Raw genomic sequence first — 16,197 nt, forward strand, 5'->3', positions numbered from 1 at the left:
TTTTGAAAATTTGAGTAAGTGCAGTACTAGCATGGACTAGTTAGCACTAACCGTAATATCACCATTGCTGGTCGTCAGTCGGTATTGCACGGCTGCCGATTGGTTGACCTGGTAATCACCGCCATCGGACTGGAGATGATTGAAAATATGCAAGTCCCCATCGCTAGTGCTAGCTTTAATACCGGTTGTCCGTGGCGCGGTTATTCGAATATCACCGTCACTGGCTGTAGCGGATAAACTTTCAGTGATGCGATTATTATTGAGCATAATATCACCTTCGCTACTTGTTAGCTTAAGGGCTTTGAACTGATTATTGGTTAGATGGATGTCGCTATCAGCGGTTATAATTTTTGAAGCAGTCTTGGTAAAATGACTGTCGGTGATGCTGATATCTGGATCGCTATTGATTTGTAGACTAGGCGCCGAGACACGAGTTAACCGTAAATTATCGCCGGTCAACGTCAGCGACTGATTGACTTTGACATCCGTTAAATTAATATCGCTATCCGTACTAAGACTTTTCAATTGGTCGACGGTAACTTTTTGCAACGAAACGTTACCACTTTGACTAGCTTTGGCGGTTATTTGATGAATAGTAGTTCCTTTAGGCACCGTAATTATTGTCGTGTCAGCAAATTGTCCGACGTTATCGAACATGAAGCCAACGGTTTTGGCGTTGTGTGTCGTTGAAGTAACAGTGACGTGACCATTGTTGATCGTAACAGTTGGTAAGGCGCGCGTGGCGGTAACCGTGATATTAGCAGCTGTGCCTTGCTTAATAGTAATATTGTTGGCCGTTGCAATCGTGATATCTTTTAGCTGACTGACGTGGTAGCGCCGAGTCTTATGGCGAACAATGTGAAAACCCTGGTCCCAATAGACGCTTTGAATACCGTTATTGGCAATTCCAAACATGATTAGAAGCAGTCCAACAACTAATAAAATAATGCCAACTCTAATTGTCTTTCGCATGGTGGTGACCTCCTCGTTCCGCCCGATTTTTCTTAACAAATCGGTGGTATAGGTTTTGTACGATTTTTGCAATTCCTTGCAGAATAACGCTAATAAGCCAGATAAATAGTGGTAAAACTAATAGCTCGGCACCAATAATAGCAAGACCGCTACCTAGGTAGAATAGTGCGACCCATAGCGACTGGCCGAAGATACCGATGCCGGCTGTTAGCATGGCAAATGCGAGGATGGTCACGCCAATTAAGATGGCACCCGCTGCAATCACGAATGCAAAGACGGTAACGGCCAAGGCAAAGAAGACCGCTAAAATAACTATTAATGCGGGAATTGTGATCGGTGTTGATAATAAAGCAAGCACAATTAGCCAAATCGTGCGTACGGTTGCTTGAGATTTTTGCCGTTTAGAAGTATTGGCGTTGAGATTTTCGTTAAAACGAATCGAATAATCGGCTAACACTTTCCGAGCCAATTGTTTAGGCGTTCCCAGTTCTGCAACGCAATCATCATAATTGGCGATTGCCGCGTCTAGCAAGTATTCGCGATAAAATTCAACGACCTCGTCGCGTTCATCATCGGTAAGTTGAACGAGTAACGCGTTAAATTTAGATAAGTAGTCGTTCATGATTCATCCTCCCCCTGAAGTAAGTGGTTAATGGCCAAATAATAGGTTTGCCACTCTTGTTGAATCGCACTCAATTGTGTCAGGCCGGCGCTCGTAATCTGATAATAGCGTCGGTTGCGGCCTTGATAGGCCTGATCGTAAGTCGTGACCCAGTCATTTTTCTTGAGTCGTCGAAGCACTGGGTAGAGCGTCGATTCGGACACCGAGATGGCGGCTTGCAAGCGCTGCGTTAGCGCGTAACCATAGTAATCTTGGCCTTTAAGGCAGGCTAAAACGCACCCGTCCAATAACTCGGAACTAATTTGAATGGCCATTGCTATCCCTCCTGCTATATTATACGTCGTATAGTATTGCTCAATGAGTAGTATACAGTGAAGTGAAACTAACTGTCAAACTTAAATATTAAAATAATGATAAAAGGCAAACTACTTTTAGCCACTAGTAAACGCAAAACGTGCTTGCTAACGGTGACTGAAATAGGCCCGTACTAAAGCTTAAAATCATGATGCTCAGCGAATACCAGCTGTCCGGTACGCAAGGGTGATACTATACTGATCTGATAAGGCCTAGAAAAATGACTGATTTCGATATATAATCATTATATTGAAATATTAATACAGTTAATTGTCATGGCTGAGTTAATTATTATCGATAATATTATGACGGAGGGCAATTATGGAAACGGACATGAAGAATTGTGTGGTTTGTGGTGAACGAATTCCCCAAAGTGCCCAGTATTGTGGAAAATGTGGCAGTGGACAACCGACAGTTGCTGAGGATAAGCGTAAAGACGCGGAAACGACGACTTTAAAGCAGCCGCATCATCAAAAAAAGAGCTTACGGACGTGGTGGTTTTGGTTGCCACCAGTTATCTGTGCGCTAGTCATTGTCTTTGAGATTGGATTTAATTTGTATCAGGCTCGGGAAGCTAATACGCTTGCAGCCAATATTCAATCAGAAATCAGAACGAATAAAGCTGAATATGGCAAGGTTAAAGTGAGTTGGAATGGTGGTGCCATGCGTGTGCGAATATCAAAGCAAGCGCCAGTTATTGAAAGTGTCGATCAAGGCAAGACCGCTTCGTGGCAGTCACTAGCCAAGACACTGCAAAGCCGCTCTGAAAAAATCGCGAAGAATCACAATCAAAAATATTCACATATTGAGGTTTTGTCGCCTAAGAACACCAAATATATGTGGTTGGAAGTCAATCATGGCAAGATGAAATTCAATATTGCAAATCAGTTGAATTAGCTGACCGGGTTCACGACATAAGCAATGGTGTAAATGGTCCCGGATGGTTTTTAGAAACACAATGAGTGATAAAAGATGGTCGCTGAAAGACGCCGACACACACAAAAAGCCCGGTTTTCCGGGCTTTTTGTGACTATCAACTGGACGTTATCAAATAGATTGCGATGGCTATTGGTTTGTGACGTTACCACCAAAGTATTTATTAGACAGTTTCTTTAAGGTGCCATCTTGACGGAGTTCTTGAATCGCTTTAGACAGTTGTTTTTGGAGTGAGGCGTGCTTTTTAGTGACAATTGCGCCAATCTTTTGTGTTTTGATTTCTGAACCACCACTAATGAATTTCAAGCTGGCCTTTGGATTCTGCTTGAGGTAAGCATAGAATGCTTCCCGTGAGTTGATTGTTCCGGCGACGCGACCTTGGTTTACGAGGTCGATCGATTGTTGAAAGCCATCGGTCGGTGTGACGGTCGCACCTAAACGTTTAGCATCGGTCGCGTTATTACTAGTCGTTGTTTGGGCAACTTTCTTGCCTTTGATATCCGTGATCTTGTTAATTGAGGACCCCTTCTTGACCGCTAATTCGGATTTAGAGTAGATATAAGGCGTAGAGAAGAGGTATTTTTGTTTACGTTGCGCAGTTTCAGCGATATCGTTGATGACCACGTCGTATTTATCGACATCCAGGCCAGCAATCAAGGAGTCGAATTTCGTTGGGACGAACTTTGCCTTGAGACCGAGCTTTTTAGCGACGGCTTTACCAAGGTCGACTTCAAAACCAGTCAACTTACCGTCTTTGCGATAGCTATAAGGCTGGAAGGTGCCTTCTAGCCCGATCGTCAACGTGCCGCTCTTTTGCAATTTGAGCTGACTACTTGTGCTAGAAGTGCTGCTTTTAGATGAGCTAGAATTACCGCATGCCGTCAAGGTGACTGTTAGTGCGAGTCCTAAAATTGTTAAACTTACTGCTTTGAGCCATTTTTTCATATCGATTACCCCCGTAGAGCTATATTTTTTGACAAAAAAAGTCGTCCTTTATCGAAAAAGGACGACTGCTGATCGTGGTACCACCTTAGTTTCCAAGCGCGTGCACAACGCTTGGCTCAATGAGCTAATTCACTCAGTACGCTAACGGGTACGACGCGTTACTGGCTTGCTAATGCTCACCAATACCATTTAGAGACCATCTTCGTATCACTGTCCGACCGTTTTACACCAACCAACGGCTCGCTTTGCGTGGCAATCACACTACTCATCTCATCACAATGTTTAGATATTGAGGCTAGTCTACAAGATTAAATAACAATTGTCAAATCGAAATCACATTTTATATTAATCTAAATGCCATTTGTTGTGAATGCGCCAGATCGATGGTTGATGTGAGACGCTAGGGGGTGCTAAAAAACGTGCATCTGACTGGGATTTTCCAGTTAGATGCACGTTAACTCAAATGAACGCTATTGGTTTGCTTTGTCTGAAATCGTGGTGAACGTCATCGCGGCTAAGAAGTCGGCAATTCGTTGCGTTGGCTGCTTAAAGAATTCAGCGGGTGTCCCGTCGAACAGGATTTTGCCATCTTCAACAAATAGGATCTTATCCGCAACTGCGCGGGCAAATTCCATGTTGTGAGTGACGATAATCATGGAGTCTTCTTCCTGAGCGAGGGCTAGTAGAACGCGGAGCACACCCGCTTCGAGTTCGGGGTCTAGCGCACTAGTTGGCTCATCTAACAAGATGAATTCGGGATCCATCGCTAACGAGCGCGCAATCGCGACCCGTTGTTGTTGCCCACCGGATAATTGTTCGGGGTAGGCGTCGGCCTTATCTTGCAAGCCAACCCGGGCCAACAATTCTAGCGCGGACTTTTTAGCCGTCGCGGAATCCTTTTTTAAGACTTGCACGGGGCCTTCCATGACATTTTTAACAACGCTGAGATGGGGAAACAGATTATAACCTTGAAAGACCATCCCAGTTTTGCGTCGAATATTGAGAATTGTTTTATTAGTCAACGGCTTAGTAAAGTCGATAGTTTCGTCATTGAAGTGGTATAAACCTTGTTCGGGCCGTTCAAGCAAATTTAGTGACCGCAGTAAGGTTGATTTACCAGAACCCGAGGGGCCAACGATGACGGTCGTCTGGTGTTCTTTAAATTCAGTATTGATATCGGTTAACACCTGGTGATTGCCAAACGTCTTATTTAAGTGTTCTAATTTGATCATTCGACAACCTCCTAATTAAGTGGCCGTAAGTAACGTGACGTCCGCTTTTCCAAGTAGCCTTGTAGCCAGCTGAGAATCGTACATAGAATTGCGTATAGGGCAGCAACCAGGGAGTACATCACAAGTGGTTGATAATTTTGAGCAGCAATTTGTTGGCTGACTTCGAACATTTCAATAATCGTGATTGAAGCGGCCAAGGAGGTGTCCTTGACTAAGCTAATAAAACTATTGGATAGTGGCGGTAGTGAGACTCGCGCAGCTTGCGGCAAAATAATTCGTTTGAGTACTTGTGACTTGGTCATGCCAATCGAGTAGGCCGCTTCCCACTGACCTTGAGGAATGGAGAGAATGGCTGCTCGAATCGTTTCCGCACAGTAAGCCCCGGTGTTCAGTGAAAAAGTGGCAATCCCAGCAGTCCAGGGGTCGAGCTGGACCCCATTTGGAAAGAGCCCTTTGATTTTAAGGTAGGGAAGCCCGAAATAGACGATAAAGAGTTGTACTAGCAGTGGGGTACTCCGAAAGAGCCAGACGTAGAAGTTAGCGATGGCTTTTAGAATTAAAAACCAACCACGACGAGTCGAAATCTTGACGAGGGCCGTGAAAATCGCAAGTATCAAACCGAGAATAAACGAAATAATGGCAATCGGAATGGTATATTTTAAACCCGCTGCAGCAATTTGCGGCGTTGATGTGACAATGATGTGCCAGATTGAATCCATAGGGAGCCTCCTGTAACAAATTAGAATTTGGTGCTATGTATCCCGCCATAATAGCGGGCAATGGTACGTTACTTATCAGTAACGTTACCACCAAAATACTTATTGGACAATTTCTTTAACGTGCCGTCCTTACGTAATTCTTGGATTGCTTTCGAGATTTGTTTTTGCATCTTAGGGTGTTGCTTAGTGACGATGGCCCCGATTTTCTGTGAGGCAATGTGATCGCCGGAATCAATCAGCTTAATGTTAGCCTTCGGATTCTGCTTGAAGTAAGCATAGAAGGATTCACGAGAATTAATAGTCCCAGCGACGCGGCCTTGTGAGACGAGGTCGATCGACTGTTGGAAACTATCGGTTGGGGTGATGGTTGCACCTAAACGTTTAGCATCCGTTGCGTTATTGCTAGTCGTTGTTTCGGCAACTTTCTTACCCTTAATATCGGTAATCTTACTAATCGATGAGTTCTTCTTGACGGCTAATTGTGATTTAGAATAAATGTAAGGGGTCGAGAAGAGATACTTCTTCTTTCGGGCCGCCGTTTCGGACATGTTATTCATGACAACGTCGAATTTGTTTGTGTCTAAACCAGCTACTAACGAATCGAACTTCGTTGGTACAAATTTAGCTTTTAGTCCCATCTTCTTGGCAACGGCTTTCCCGAGGTCAACTTCGAAACCAGTTAATTTACCGTCTTTACGGTAGCTATATGGTTGAAAAGTGCCTTCTAAGCCAATCGTCAACGTCCCCGATTTTTGCAATCCGAGGTCGTTAGACTTTGAACTGCTGCTAGTGTTACTACCACAGGCGGTCAATGTAACTGCTAAACCTAACCCAAGCACTGCAACGCCTAATTTTTTAACCCATGACTTCATGATTCACACTCCTAGAAATTTTTCACAACACTCCTAGTTTATCCGAAAATGAAGCTGTTAACAAAAAATAAGCATTGAGTGTCGCAAACGGACCAATGCTTATTTCATAATCGGCTAGTGTAGCGAATCAGAGAAGGACTGTCAAACCCTTTTTTATCAGTAAAAGCGACGCAAGCGCGGGTGCTCAAACTGATACAGTATAAATGGTCGTAAAGCGTACGGCTTATTTGATGTGGATCCTGATATAAAAAGTGCTAATATTCAGGAGCACGACCACTCATTACAGCTGACAGATGTAATCAAAAAATGCGACTAATCGCAATTATTACGGTTAGTCGCATGATGAGTGGGTCAAGTTAGAATTGGGGTGCGAACGATGCTGCTGGAACAGTTACTGGTGCCGGTTGTAAGATGTGGCCAAGGCGTTTAATTCCCAGCGTAATTGTTTCGACGTCGAGACTAGTGAAATTCAACCGGAACCCGTTTTTAACCTTGCGACTTGCGAATTGGCAAGCGGATGGCACATAGGCAACGTGTGCTTGTGGTAAAACAACGTCATTGAGCAAGGTTTTAGCATCAATTCCTTCTGGCAAGGTTACCCAGATGAAGAAGCCCCCATTAGGACGGGTGTAGTGGACATTTTGCGGGAAGTATTGATCGAGTGCGGCTAACATCGCGTCACGTTTAATTCGGTATGAAGCACTGATAGTTGCAACGTGATCGTCGATATCGTGTTGATCCAGGTAGCTGTTGATAGCAGCCAGTGTTACATTAGGCGATTGAACATCGATTGCGGATTTCAGTCCGACCAATTCGTGCATGATTGCGTCGTCAGCAACAATCCAGCCTGTTCGCAAGGCCGGGGAGAGAATCTTTGAGAAACTTGAGATAAAGATGACGCGGCCTTCAGTATCGTAGTGTTTGATAGCCGGAATATTTTGACCACTATAACGGAGGTCCCGGTACGGGCTGTCTTCCAAAATAATGACGTCGTACTGATTGGCAAGGGCAACGAGTGCTTGACGACGTTTGGCACTCATCGTCGTACCCGTTGGATTGTGGAAGTCAGGAATCGTGTAAATCAATTTGATCTCAGGATGAGCTTTCAAGGTTTTACGAAGTTGACGAATATTCATCCCATTATCATCAACTGGAATTTCGTAGTAAGTCGGTTCGTAAGTGTCGAAGGCGGCTAAAGCCCCCATGTAAGTCGGGCCTTCGACGACCATGGCATCTCCATGGTTCAACATGAGCTTCGCCACGAGGTCGATGGCTTGCTGACCACCTTGGGTCATCATGACATTGTCGGCACTAACTTGAACGTCAGCATGAGTCGCCATTCGATCTGCAATTTTTTGGCGTAATGCCGGCAACCCTTGAGTTGATGAGTATTGGAAAATGCCTTGACCATCGTGTTCAATAGCATCACGATAGGCTTGCTTTAAGTCGTTGTCAGGGAATAAGTGCTGATCTGGAAAACCACCAGCGAAGGAAATGTTTTCCGGGTTTGCACTATTCTTGAAGACCTCATCTAGGTCGGAAGTGTCATTGTTTAACACGCGATTTGCAAATAATTTTTTCATAATAATTTTCCCCCACTCAGTTTTTTGTACTTAAACTGTTTTCTTTGATTATCAATATGATAAAATAAAGCTTGTAATTAGTAAAACTCAACTTTTTCAATAATAAGTGAAATAAATTCACCTAAGAGAGGTAAATCATTATGGCAAACTTCGCATATGAAGTCTTTTCAACGGTCGTTGCCCAACATACATTCTATCAAGCGGCCGCTACGCTTAACGTTACGCCAAGTGCGGTCAGTCATTCGATCAATCAGTTGGAAAAAGAACTGGGTTTTCCGCTATTCATCCGTAACCGTTCAGGCGTTGAACTTACTAGTGATGGGCGGCAGGTTTTACCCTATGTTCAAGAGATTCTGAATACGGAAAGTAACTTGCGACAAGTTGCCGATAATATTCAAGGATTGCACTCTGGATCGGTACGGATCGGCGGTTTCAGTAGTGTCTGTATCAACTGGTTGCCCCGAATTATTCGCGAATTTAATCATAAATATCCTGATATTAAGATTTCAGTCATGCAAGGTAACTTTAATGAAATAACCAACTGGGCCAAGATCGGTACTATCGATATTGGGTTTACGTCGATGCCAGTCAATGAGAACTTATTAGTGCATTCACTGATCAATGATCCAATCTATTGTGTGACGCCCGCTGATTTTATTCCAGAAAATGGTGAATTCATCACGACTGATGACGTTGCGGATAAGAACTTTATTCTACAACAAAGCGATTATGACCGGGACACCAAGCTAGCACTGGACCACTACCACGTTACTAATAACTTTTTACGATTCTCGATTGATGATCAATCTATTATTTCAATGGTAGAATCCGGTTTAGGCATGGGCATTTTGCCTCAGCTAGCACTACGGAAGCTAACTGGAGATGTTAACACGTTTTCCTTTGCCGAACCTTATAATCGTGAGATTGCCTTAGTTGCCAACAAAACCCAGGCGGCCGCTCCTTCAACGGCTATCATGATTCGTGCTATTAAACAGTTTTTGACCAAGGAGTATCCGGATCAGATGTTATGGCAGTAGCAAAGTTAGGCAGAGCGTTGGCGTAGCCAGCACAGACTTCAGTGGCATTGAGCATGTTTCGGGAAGCCACTCGAAAGGTAGATGAACGACCGCCTAACTGGTGCAATTAGTCGTTAAATTATTATTTACTACTAAGAACTTTGAACAAATGTTAATGGGACATCAACTGTTTTGAATACCTCAGTATAAAGATCATGGAACAGTCGTAATTCTATTATCAGACTGACAGTTATATGGCAAAGTCGCTGTCGCTAAAATAGCCACGGCCAATTCATCAGAAACGGAATACGCACATGTCCGCCATTCGAACGCTATCCCGACTGGAAGGCGTTGTAGGACGCGCTCAACCAGGCAGGGTTGGCACTAACTTAAACTTTTTTCAGCGGACTTAAGCTGGCTGCTTTTAACGTTAAAGGCTTACTACGACCAGATCGCACAATTAAAGCTAAAAATAGCCGCTTTTCCAGTAGACCAAGTTGGTTGTCAGGAAAGGTGGCTATTAATCTTTTAGATATGTTTTAGATAAGCACTCTGAGCAAAAATGATGGCTAGGTCGATTGGACGGGTGAAATCAGTTTATAAACGTTTGAATCGTATTACCGATTTGATGGTTGTTGAGTAAGCCGGATTGGGTGCGCCATGAGCGCAACACTTTTTGTTGATAGACCTTTACCACTGGCTTGAAGATAGATTGACCAGCCAGGGCACTTTGCAGTGGTAGGGGTTGGTCAGCTTTGATGGCTTTTCCAGCGACAATCAATACCTGCATCTTGGAATCAATGGTATGGCGGTGTGCAATCAATTTAGCTAGTGCGGCCGTTTGCGACTTGGCGGCAACCGGCGTCGTTTGGCGACGATTGTTACTTTGGCGGCTGGCGCCGTTAAATGGGGTGGCCATCAGTACAAGGTGTTGTGGTGATAAGCTTGTTGTTGTGTGTTCGACATAGTTAGTGGCAGTGAGACCGCCACGACCGTAACTGACAAGGTTAAACCGGCGAAATTTAAACTGCTGGCGGGCGGCGGTTAGGAGTTGCTTTAATAAATGCGTTTGTCGGTTTGAATCAAGGTTCTTGGGCAGTTGCACTTGTATGTAGGGGCGGTTGTCACTGTTGAGCAATTGCCCTTTAAATGTCACGGTCCCCGTCGCTGTAATTTTGGCGGTGACCAGTGCCTGAGTGGCGCTACTGTTTTGAATATGGGCAGTTAATTGCTGAATCTGATTGTGAGTTAAGTGGTCATCTAGTAAGAGCACCATTGGAATACGTTCAGTAGAAGTCACTGTTATGGTGGTGACCGGTTTTGACTTGTGGACTTGTTGTTGCCAAAGCATGGTACCACCGATCATTGCTAGCAGAACTACTAGCCAGGTAGCGCCTGTCAATACTTGTTTTGTCGTTGCTTTCATATTTCCCGTTACTCCATATCTCCAAATAAACTGCACTTTTAATGTAAGCCACTCACAGTCAACTTGCAACTGTTTATACACACTTTTAGATAGCAAAAGTCCCGACCAAGTAAATTTGGTCGGGACTCCTTAAAGGTATCAGTCATGTGCTCCGAATAGGGCAGAGACTGATGCTTTAAGATCACATATGGTACTCAAAAAGCATCACCCCCTTTCATTAATTGTCCGTAGTTTAGTCCCATTTAATGGTCAGGTCAACTAATTAGTTCGCAAACGGACTAAACGCGGTATAATAGAATTCCTTGGCAGGGGCACTCCGCGGTTGCGGGGTACTTAACGACTGAATTTTCAGTTGTCATCAAGTCAGTTCATCATTGGTTTATTATTCAAAATGGGAGCTGATAGAAAAAGTTCGATTCAATGACGAATCGAACTTTTTTGATCAGAAAGCATGAATTACGTGTAAATTTTAATACGAGAAAATAGACTGGAGTTCTTACTGGTTTGATTGATTATGCAACCAAGCGTGTGATTGCCAAAGGATACTAACCAGTAGAAGCAAAAGGCCAATTAACGAAATTATAGCGCCCAATCGTAATCCGGGTGTATGATATTGTAATTTGACTTTATGCTGACCAGCGGGAATTTTTGCACCAACGAAACCTGTATTAACAACTTGAGTCTTAGTTGGTTTGTCATCAACTGTTAAGTGCCAACCAGTTGAATATGGAATCGAGGTAGTTAATACGCTGGCAGTTTGTGCTTGAGTGTGACCCGTAATGGTGTTGTTAGTTACCTTTTGTTGTTTAAGGCCGTGCTTTTGAATGGCCTTGATTTGACGCTGGTAGCGCCCCTTAAATCCAACTGCCATTAATTTTACATGATGGATTTTTAGTTCAGGCACTTGACTAAAACGAACGGTCACGATTCTTCGTAAATGACTTGAATAGCCTAAATTTAAAATAACACGTTTTCGAATCGAATAATTCGAAAGATTAGTTGGTGATTGTTGTGAAAAGTTGTTACTTCGATAAGCGGTTGATGCGGATAAATAGTAACCGCTGAGTTGCCAATCAGTATGAAGTGCCTGGCGAAACTGTTGAATCTTAGCTAATGTTGTATTGGGGCGATTAGCAAATACGGCATTAGCCGCATTATTTTGCAAAAATTGATTCAACGTAGGTTTGACCATTGTCATACCGCTAACCTCTAAATATAACTCTTTATTTTGCCACTTTTCAGGATGATCAAGAATTAAATCATAGGTCAATTGATGTCCCTGACAATCACTAACTAATTGATGTAGACCATCTTTGTTAGTGGTTTGATTGTCATTAACAATTTTTTTATTAGTAGTGACTAATTTCTGGCTTAGTCGGCTTGAAGAGTTGACTGGCCTGTCGGTAACATTCCTAACTTTAACGGTATAGGGGACAGTGGTGGCTATTTTTTGAGGTTGCACTTGTTTAACACCAGTTATTGGCTTATCAGTAATCGGCGCTTGTATCATTGCTTGCTCTTTATCAACAGCATTTAATCGTTGATATTTGGCTGCGCTAATCTGAGCGTTTTGCGTGGATACTAATGGTAAAAAGTTGTCATTAACAAAAACGATAGTTCCGGTTTTGTTAGATAATCCACCGGCCACTGGTTGATCTTTAAATATACGCACGTGCCCATCGTTGTTTTTTAAAGCATGATAGCCTACGGGAATATTTTTAGGGTCATAACGGTCTGCTAGTTCAAATATATAACGGACCCCCAGAAGGTTGCGTGTTGTTGTCCGACCATCAGCTGTGCTTAGTGGTGAATTAGGATCGGCCTCTTGATTGCCAATTGACTGTGAAAATTGGCTAATACTTCTATTCTGTACTGAGAAATAGGATGCAATATCATGGGTGCCGAGCAACATTGAGATGTTTTTCTTTCCAGAAGCAGCTCCTCTAGCATAGAATCCAGGGGTTAATGTAGTTCGATAGAAATTATCATTACGCGGTAAAGCTTTTTGAGCACCATCCAAATATTTATTAATCCAACTCGTGGCACTTCCACGATATAGTTGTTGTGGATTGGCAACTCCGGAACTGGTCATAGTTGCACCAAAGCCAGTATTAATTAGATTAAGACATAGCAGAGTGAAACAGCCAATTATCAGTGTTAAGCGGCTTAAATGCATCGCACTTGACCCGATAAACCAGGTGATTAAGACGAATAGTAATATATATGATATTAGGTCGCGCGCACTAACGTTAAAAGTAAAACCATTTACGACCCAAATAATTATAATTAAGCCAACACTGGCGCCTAGAAATAGTCGGTAATCCCAACTATCAAGTTTTTTCCAGTCATCGATGAGTCGCATTGTAAGAACGCTGAACAGCAAAGTGCTTAATAATAGCCAACGATTGGAGGGCGAAGATAGAACGTTGAATGTGGCTGCAACAGCTGGAAGTAATAGGCCTACTAATAAAATAATGAGTAGACTATTTAAGTCCCATCGTTGTTTAAAATGACGTAACGAATGTAAAATAGCTAACCAAGTTAGGCTACTGATACCTAAAATGACCCAAAACGGCATCCCATCACTATTTAAAACCAAATTGGGTAGCGCAATATAATAACTTAATGGGTAGAGCGATAATCCGTTGGCAAATTGGCCACCTGTACGTGTCGAGTGCAACATGGCGAGGACGGTCGGAATAACTAACACTGCTGCACACGCTACACCGACTAAAACAGCGCTTAATAAGTGGTAAATCAATTGCCAAAATCGTGTATACGTTTTTGTTTGACGATATTGTTGCCAATAACGCCAGATTGTGTAAATAACGCTCCCGAGTGCTAATACGTAAGCAAAGTAAACGTTACTGGCAACCGTGATTGCAATTACTATTGCCAGGGGCCACCATGATTTTCCTCTGAATACTCGCTCAATTCCCCAACATAATAATGGGAAAAAGATGAGGGGTAATAAGAAGAAGGGATGATGCATGCCGATGTGAAGTGCAAAAGCAGTGAAGGTATATGTTAAAGAACCAATTAAAAGACTTAAGCGGCTAAAGTGCCATATCCTAGCAAATGTTAAAAAAGCTAGGCCCGTAGCATATAAGCGAATCAAAATCAGAAACTGATATGCAAATTCAATTTTAGTAGTTGGAAATAGAGCGACTAAGTAGTTGAATGGATCGCCGACAACGTAATACGCAAAAGTCGTCATTTGATCGGCTCCTAGGCCAAGATTCCAAGACCATCCAAATAATGATTGTGTGCCAATTCCCTTAAGCATTTTTTGGAATGCTGTTAGTATTGGCAAATGCTGTGAAATCCCATCTACTGTCCAAATCAAAGACCGTCCGTCCAGAAATAGTGGACTATAAATGATGCAAGTTAAAATAATAAAGGCTACTGTATAAGTAATCCAAACTGGTACTTTCCCCAAATGACGCATGAAATTCTCCTTTGTATATTGGCATAAAGCTTTAAAAAGATTAACTAAAAATAATTGAATGCAACCAACATAGAGATATAGTCAATCTCAATGATTCCCGGGTTGTAACAACAAAAGTCTATTATCTGCCAAGTAACTGGTGATTTTCAACTGTTATTTAATGATTTGAGGTATTTATTAACTGATAATGATTTATTAAATTGGCCCTTGATTGATACAATGACTTTGAATTACGGGTACTTGCGGTGAGAAATATAGGTAAATTGAATCATGATACTTTAATTTTACAGATTATAATGTGTGGGTTTTATTATTGCTATTAGTTTGTAACTTAACGACTTAGAGAATACTCAGATAGATTACTAAGTTAATAAATTAATTCTAGTCACAATAAGTTAACGGTTAATCAAGATGGGCCTAAATTTTCGATCTCTGATTAGCAGAATTACTAAAATTTAGAATGAAATTGGGCAGACATAACTAAAATTCCCACGGTTACCAGCACTATCTGGACGGGGCCTTTCAATAAATTGGTACGGCCTAATTAAGAACTTAAGCTTTTCTTTAAAAAGTGCTACCGCAAGTGCGTATTAAATGGTAAATTAATAGAAGTAGTTTTGTCATATTTCTTACATTCATAGGGAAGAGGGATTATTCACATGGTCTTTAACTTGGTAGTTAATATTATTGGGATTGTGGTTTTTATTGCCATTGCCTACTTATTCTCCAAGCAAAAGCACGCCATTAACTGGCGTTCAGTTGGTGTCATGTTAGTACTAGAAGTCTTATTGGCATGGTTCTTAACGGGTTCACAAGTCGGTGTCGACGCGGTTAAAGCAGCGGCAGATGGCTTCACTTGGCTCGTCAATGTATCATACGATGGGATCGCCTTTGCGTTAGCTAGTTGGGTTAACGTTAAGTCGATGGACTTCGTCACTAGTTCATTATTACCAATCTTGTTGATTGTGCCATTATTCGATATTTTGACCTATATTGGCGTATTACCATGGATTATCAAATGGGTTGGCCGGGGCTTAGCTTACATTACTGGTCAACCAAAGTTCGAATCATTCTTCGTTGTTGAAATGATGTTCTTGGGCAACACGGAAGCTCTTGCTGTTTCGCAGTTACAATTGAAGCAGATGAAGGCACAACGAAACTTGACGATTGCGATGATGTCAATGAGTTGTGTGACGGCATCGATCTTAGGGGCTTACATTAAGATGATGCCTGGTCAATTCATTTTGACGGCGGTGCCAATGAACGTCTTAAACGCTGCGATTATTGCTGCAATCTTGAATCCGGTCGAAGTTAAGCCGGAAGAAGATACCATTGCGAAAATCTCAGGTAGTGCGGCTGTTGAAGAAACTACTGCCACCACTGAAACGAGCGGTTCTGAAGAATTAGCTAATGAACAAGTTAAGGAAGCTAAACCAGCTCGCGAACCATTCTTCTCTTTCTTGGGTGATTCAATCTTAGGCGCTGGTCGCTTGATTTTGATTATTGCTGCTAACGTTATTGCTTTCGTAGCGTTAGCCAAATTAATTGATAAGTTGTTAGGTTTAATCAATAGCAATTTATCACTTGAAAACATCTTTGGGGTTGTCATGTTCCCATTTGCATGGTTACTTGGCTTTAACCCAAGTGATGCTTTCCAAATGGCTTCATATATGGGAACGAAATTAGTGACTAACGAATTCGTTGTCATGGGTGAAGTTTCCAGCAAAGTTAACGATTTTGCACCGCATTTCCGGGCAGTCTTAACGGTCTTCTTAACGTCCTTCGCGAACTTCTCAACGATTGGGATGATTATTGGAGCTTTCAAGGGAATCGTTGATCGTGAAAAGAACGATTTGATTTCACGGAATGTTGGTTACATGCTATTATCTGGGATCCTGGTCTCCTTACTATCAGCCGGTGTCGTTGGGTTGTTCGTTTGGTAGTCGGTGATATAATTTAATCTTGAATTAAACGTAAGAGTGTCAGCTATTCGGCTGGCCTCTTTTTTATTAATGAATCATCCGGTCATACTTTTATCCGGTGTCGTTTTTAACGGTGAGATGTTCAAGGCA

Annotated in this window: 13 protein-coding genes and 1 other annotated feature; of the genes, 3 read left to right on the forward strand and 10 right to left on the reverse strand. The window is 42.4% G+C overall.

The genetic code is table 11. The annotated features are described in order from the left end of the window. Nucleotides 1–36 precede the first annotated feature (36 nt). The 3 genes from MZO41_RS11335 to MZO41_RS11345 are packed head-to-tail and all read right to left on the reverse strand — an operon-like array spanning nucleotide 37 to nucleotide 1,908. Nucleotides 37–972, reverse strand: a complete 936-nt coding sequence (locus MZO41_RS11335; RefSeq protein ID WP_013355966.1) for a DUF4097 domain-containing protein — start codon at nucleotides 970–972, stop codon at nucleotides 37–39. Continuing rightward, on the reverse strand, nucleotides 956–1,594 hold the full coding sequence (locus MZO41_RS11340; RefSeq protein ID WP_003643454.1) for a DUF1700 domain-containing protein: 639 nt from the start codon (nucleotides 1,592–1,594) through the stop codon (nucleotides 956–958). The genes MZO41_RS11335 and MZO41_RS11340 overlap by 17 nt, the downstream gene beginning before the upstream one ends. After that, nucleotides 1,591–1,908: a PadR family transcriptional regulator gene (locus tag MZO41_RS11345; RefSeq protein ID WP_003643453.1), complete on the reverse strand. Its 318-nt coding sequence runs from the start codon at nucleotides 1,906–1,908 to the stop codon at nucleotides 1,591–1,593. The genes MZO41_RS11340 and MZO41_RS11345 overlap by 4 nt, the downstream gene beginning before the upstream one ends. 361 nt (nucleotides 1,909–2,269) lie before the next feature. Between MZO41_RS11345 and MZO41_RS11350 the strand changes: the two genes are divergently transcribed. Continuing rightward, the gene (locus MZO41_RS11350) at nucleotides 2,270–2,845 is read left to right on the forward strand and encodes a zinc ribbon domain-containing protein (RefSeq protein ID WP_003643452.1); all 576 of its coding nucleotides are present in this window, start codon (nucleotides 2,270–2,272) and stop codon (nucleotides 2,843–2,845) included. Nucleotides 2,846–3,013: 168 nt separating this feature from the next. Here the strand turns inward: MZO41_RS11350 and MZO41_RS11355 are convergent, their stop codons facing one another. The 5 genes from MZO41_RS11355 to MZO41_RS11375 all read right to left on the reverse strand — a co-directional run bounded on the left by MZO41_RS11355 (nucleotide 3,014) and on the right by MZO41_RS11375 (nucleotide 8,235). After that, nucleotides 3,014–3,829, reverse strand: a complete 816-nt coding sequence (locus MZO41_RS11355; protein ID WP_003643451.1) for a transporter substrate-binding domain-containing protein — start codon at nucleotides 3,827–3,829, stop codon at nucleotides 3,014–3,016. Between the two features lie 54 nt (nucleotides 3,830–3,883). Next, nucleotides 3,884–4,115: a binding site (T-box leader), on the reverse strand. A gap of 184 nt (nucleotides 4,116–4,299) precedes the next feature. Continuing rightward, nucleotides 4,300–5,061, reverse strand: coding sequence for an amino acid ABC transporter ATP-binding protein (locus MZO41_RS11360; RefSeq protein WP_252129683.1), 762 nt, complete (start codon nucleotides 5,059–5,061; stop codon nucleotides 4,300–4,302). A gap of 11 nt (nucleotides 5,062–5,072) precedes the next feature. After that, the gene (locus MZO41_RS11365; protein WP_003642440.1) at nucleotides 5,073–5,780 is read right to left on the reverse strand and encodes an amino acid ABC transporter permease; all 708 of its coding nucleotides are present in this window, start codon (nucleotides 5,778–5,780) and stop codon (nucleotides 5,073–5,075) included. Between the two features lie 68 nt (nucleotides 5,781–5,848). Beyond that, nucleotides 5,849–6,652: a transporter substrate-binding domain-containing protein gene (locus tag MZO41_RS11370; RefSeq protein WP_003643450.1), complete on the reverse strand. Its 804-nt coding sequence runs from the start codon at nucleotides 6,650–6,652 to the stop codon at nucleotides 5,849–5,851. 356 nt (nucleotides 6,653–7,008) lie between these two features. Then, nucleotides 7,009–8,235, reverse strand: coding sequence for an aminotransferase-like domain-containing protein (locus MZO41_RS11375; RefSeq protein ID WP_013355965.1), 1,227 nt, complete (start codon nucleotides 8,233–8,235; stop codon nucleotides 7,009–7,011). Nucleotides 8,236–8,375: 140 nt separating this feature from the next. Between MZO41_RS11375 and MZO41_RS11380 the strand changes: the two genes are divergently transcribed. Next, the gene (locus MZO41_RS11380; protein WP_003642437.1) at nucleotides 8,376–9,272 is read left to right on the forward strand and encodes a LysR family transcriptional regulator; all 897 of its coding nucleotides are present in this window, start codon (nucleotides 8,376–8,378) and stop codon (nucleotides 9,270–9,272) included. A 571-nt stretch (nucleotides 9,273–9,843) separates the two neighbouring features. Here MZO41_RS11380 and MZO41_RS11385 read toward each other — a convergent pair. Both MZO41_RS11385 and MZO41_RS11390 read right to left on the reverse strand, forming a co-directional pair. Then, nucleotides 9,844–10,677 (reverse strand): alpha/beta hydrolase, encoded by an 834-nt coding sequence (locus MZO41_RS11385; RefSeq protein WP_128650882.1) that lies wholly within the window; start codon nucleotides 10,675–10,677, stop codon nucleotides 9,844–9,846. A gap of 496 nt (nucleotides 10,678–11,173) precedes the next feature. Next, the gene (locus tag MZO41_RS11390) at nucleotides 11,174–14,125 is read right to left on the reverse strand and encodes a YfhO family protein (protein ID WP_057705026.1); all 2,952 of its coding nucleotides are present in this window, start codon (nucleotides 14,123–14,125) and stop codon (nucleotides 11,174–11,176) included. A 659-nt stretch (nucleotides 14,126–14,784) separates the two neighbouring features. On the opposite strand from MZO41_RS11390, the gene MZO41_RS11395 reads away from it, so the two are divergent. Further along, nucleotides 14,785–16,068, forward strand: coding sequence for a NupC/NupG family nucleoside CNT transporter (locus MZO41_RS11395; protein WP_003642434.1), 1,284 nt, complete (start codon nucleotides 14,785–14,787; stop codon nucleotides 16,066–16,068). Nucleotides 16,069–16,197 lie beyond the last annotated feature (129 nt).

It is taken from the genome of Lactiplantibacillus sp. C232 (genome assembly GCF_023806725.1).
Lineage (GTDB): Bacteria > Bacillota > Bacilli > Lactobacillales > Lactobacillaceae > Lactiplantibacillus > Lactiplantibacillus plantarum.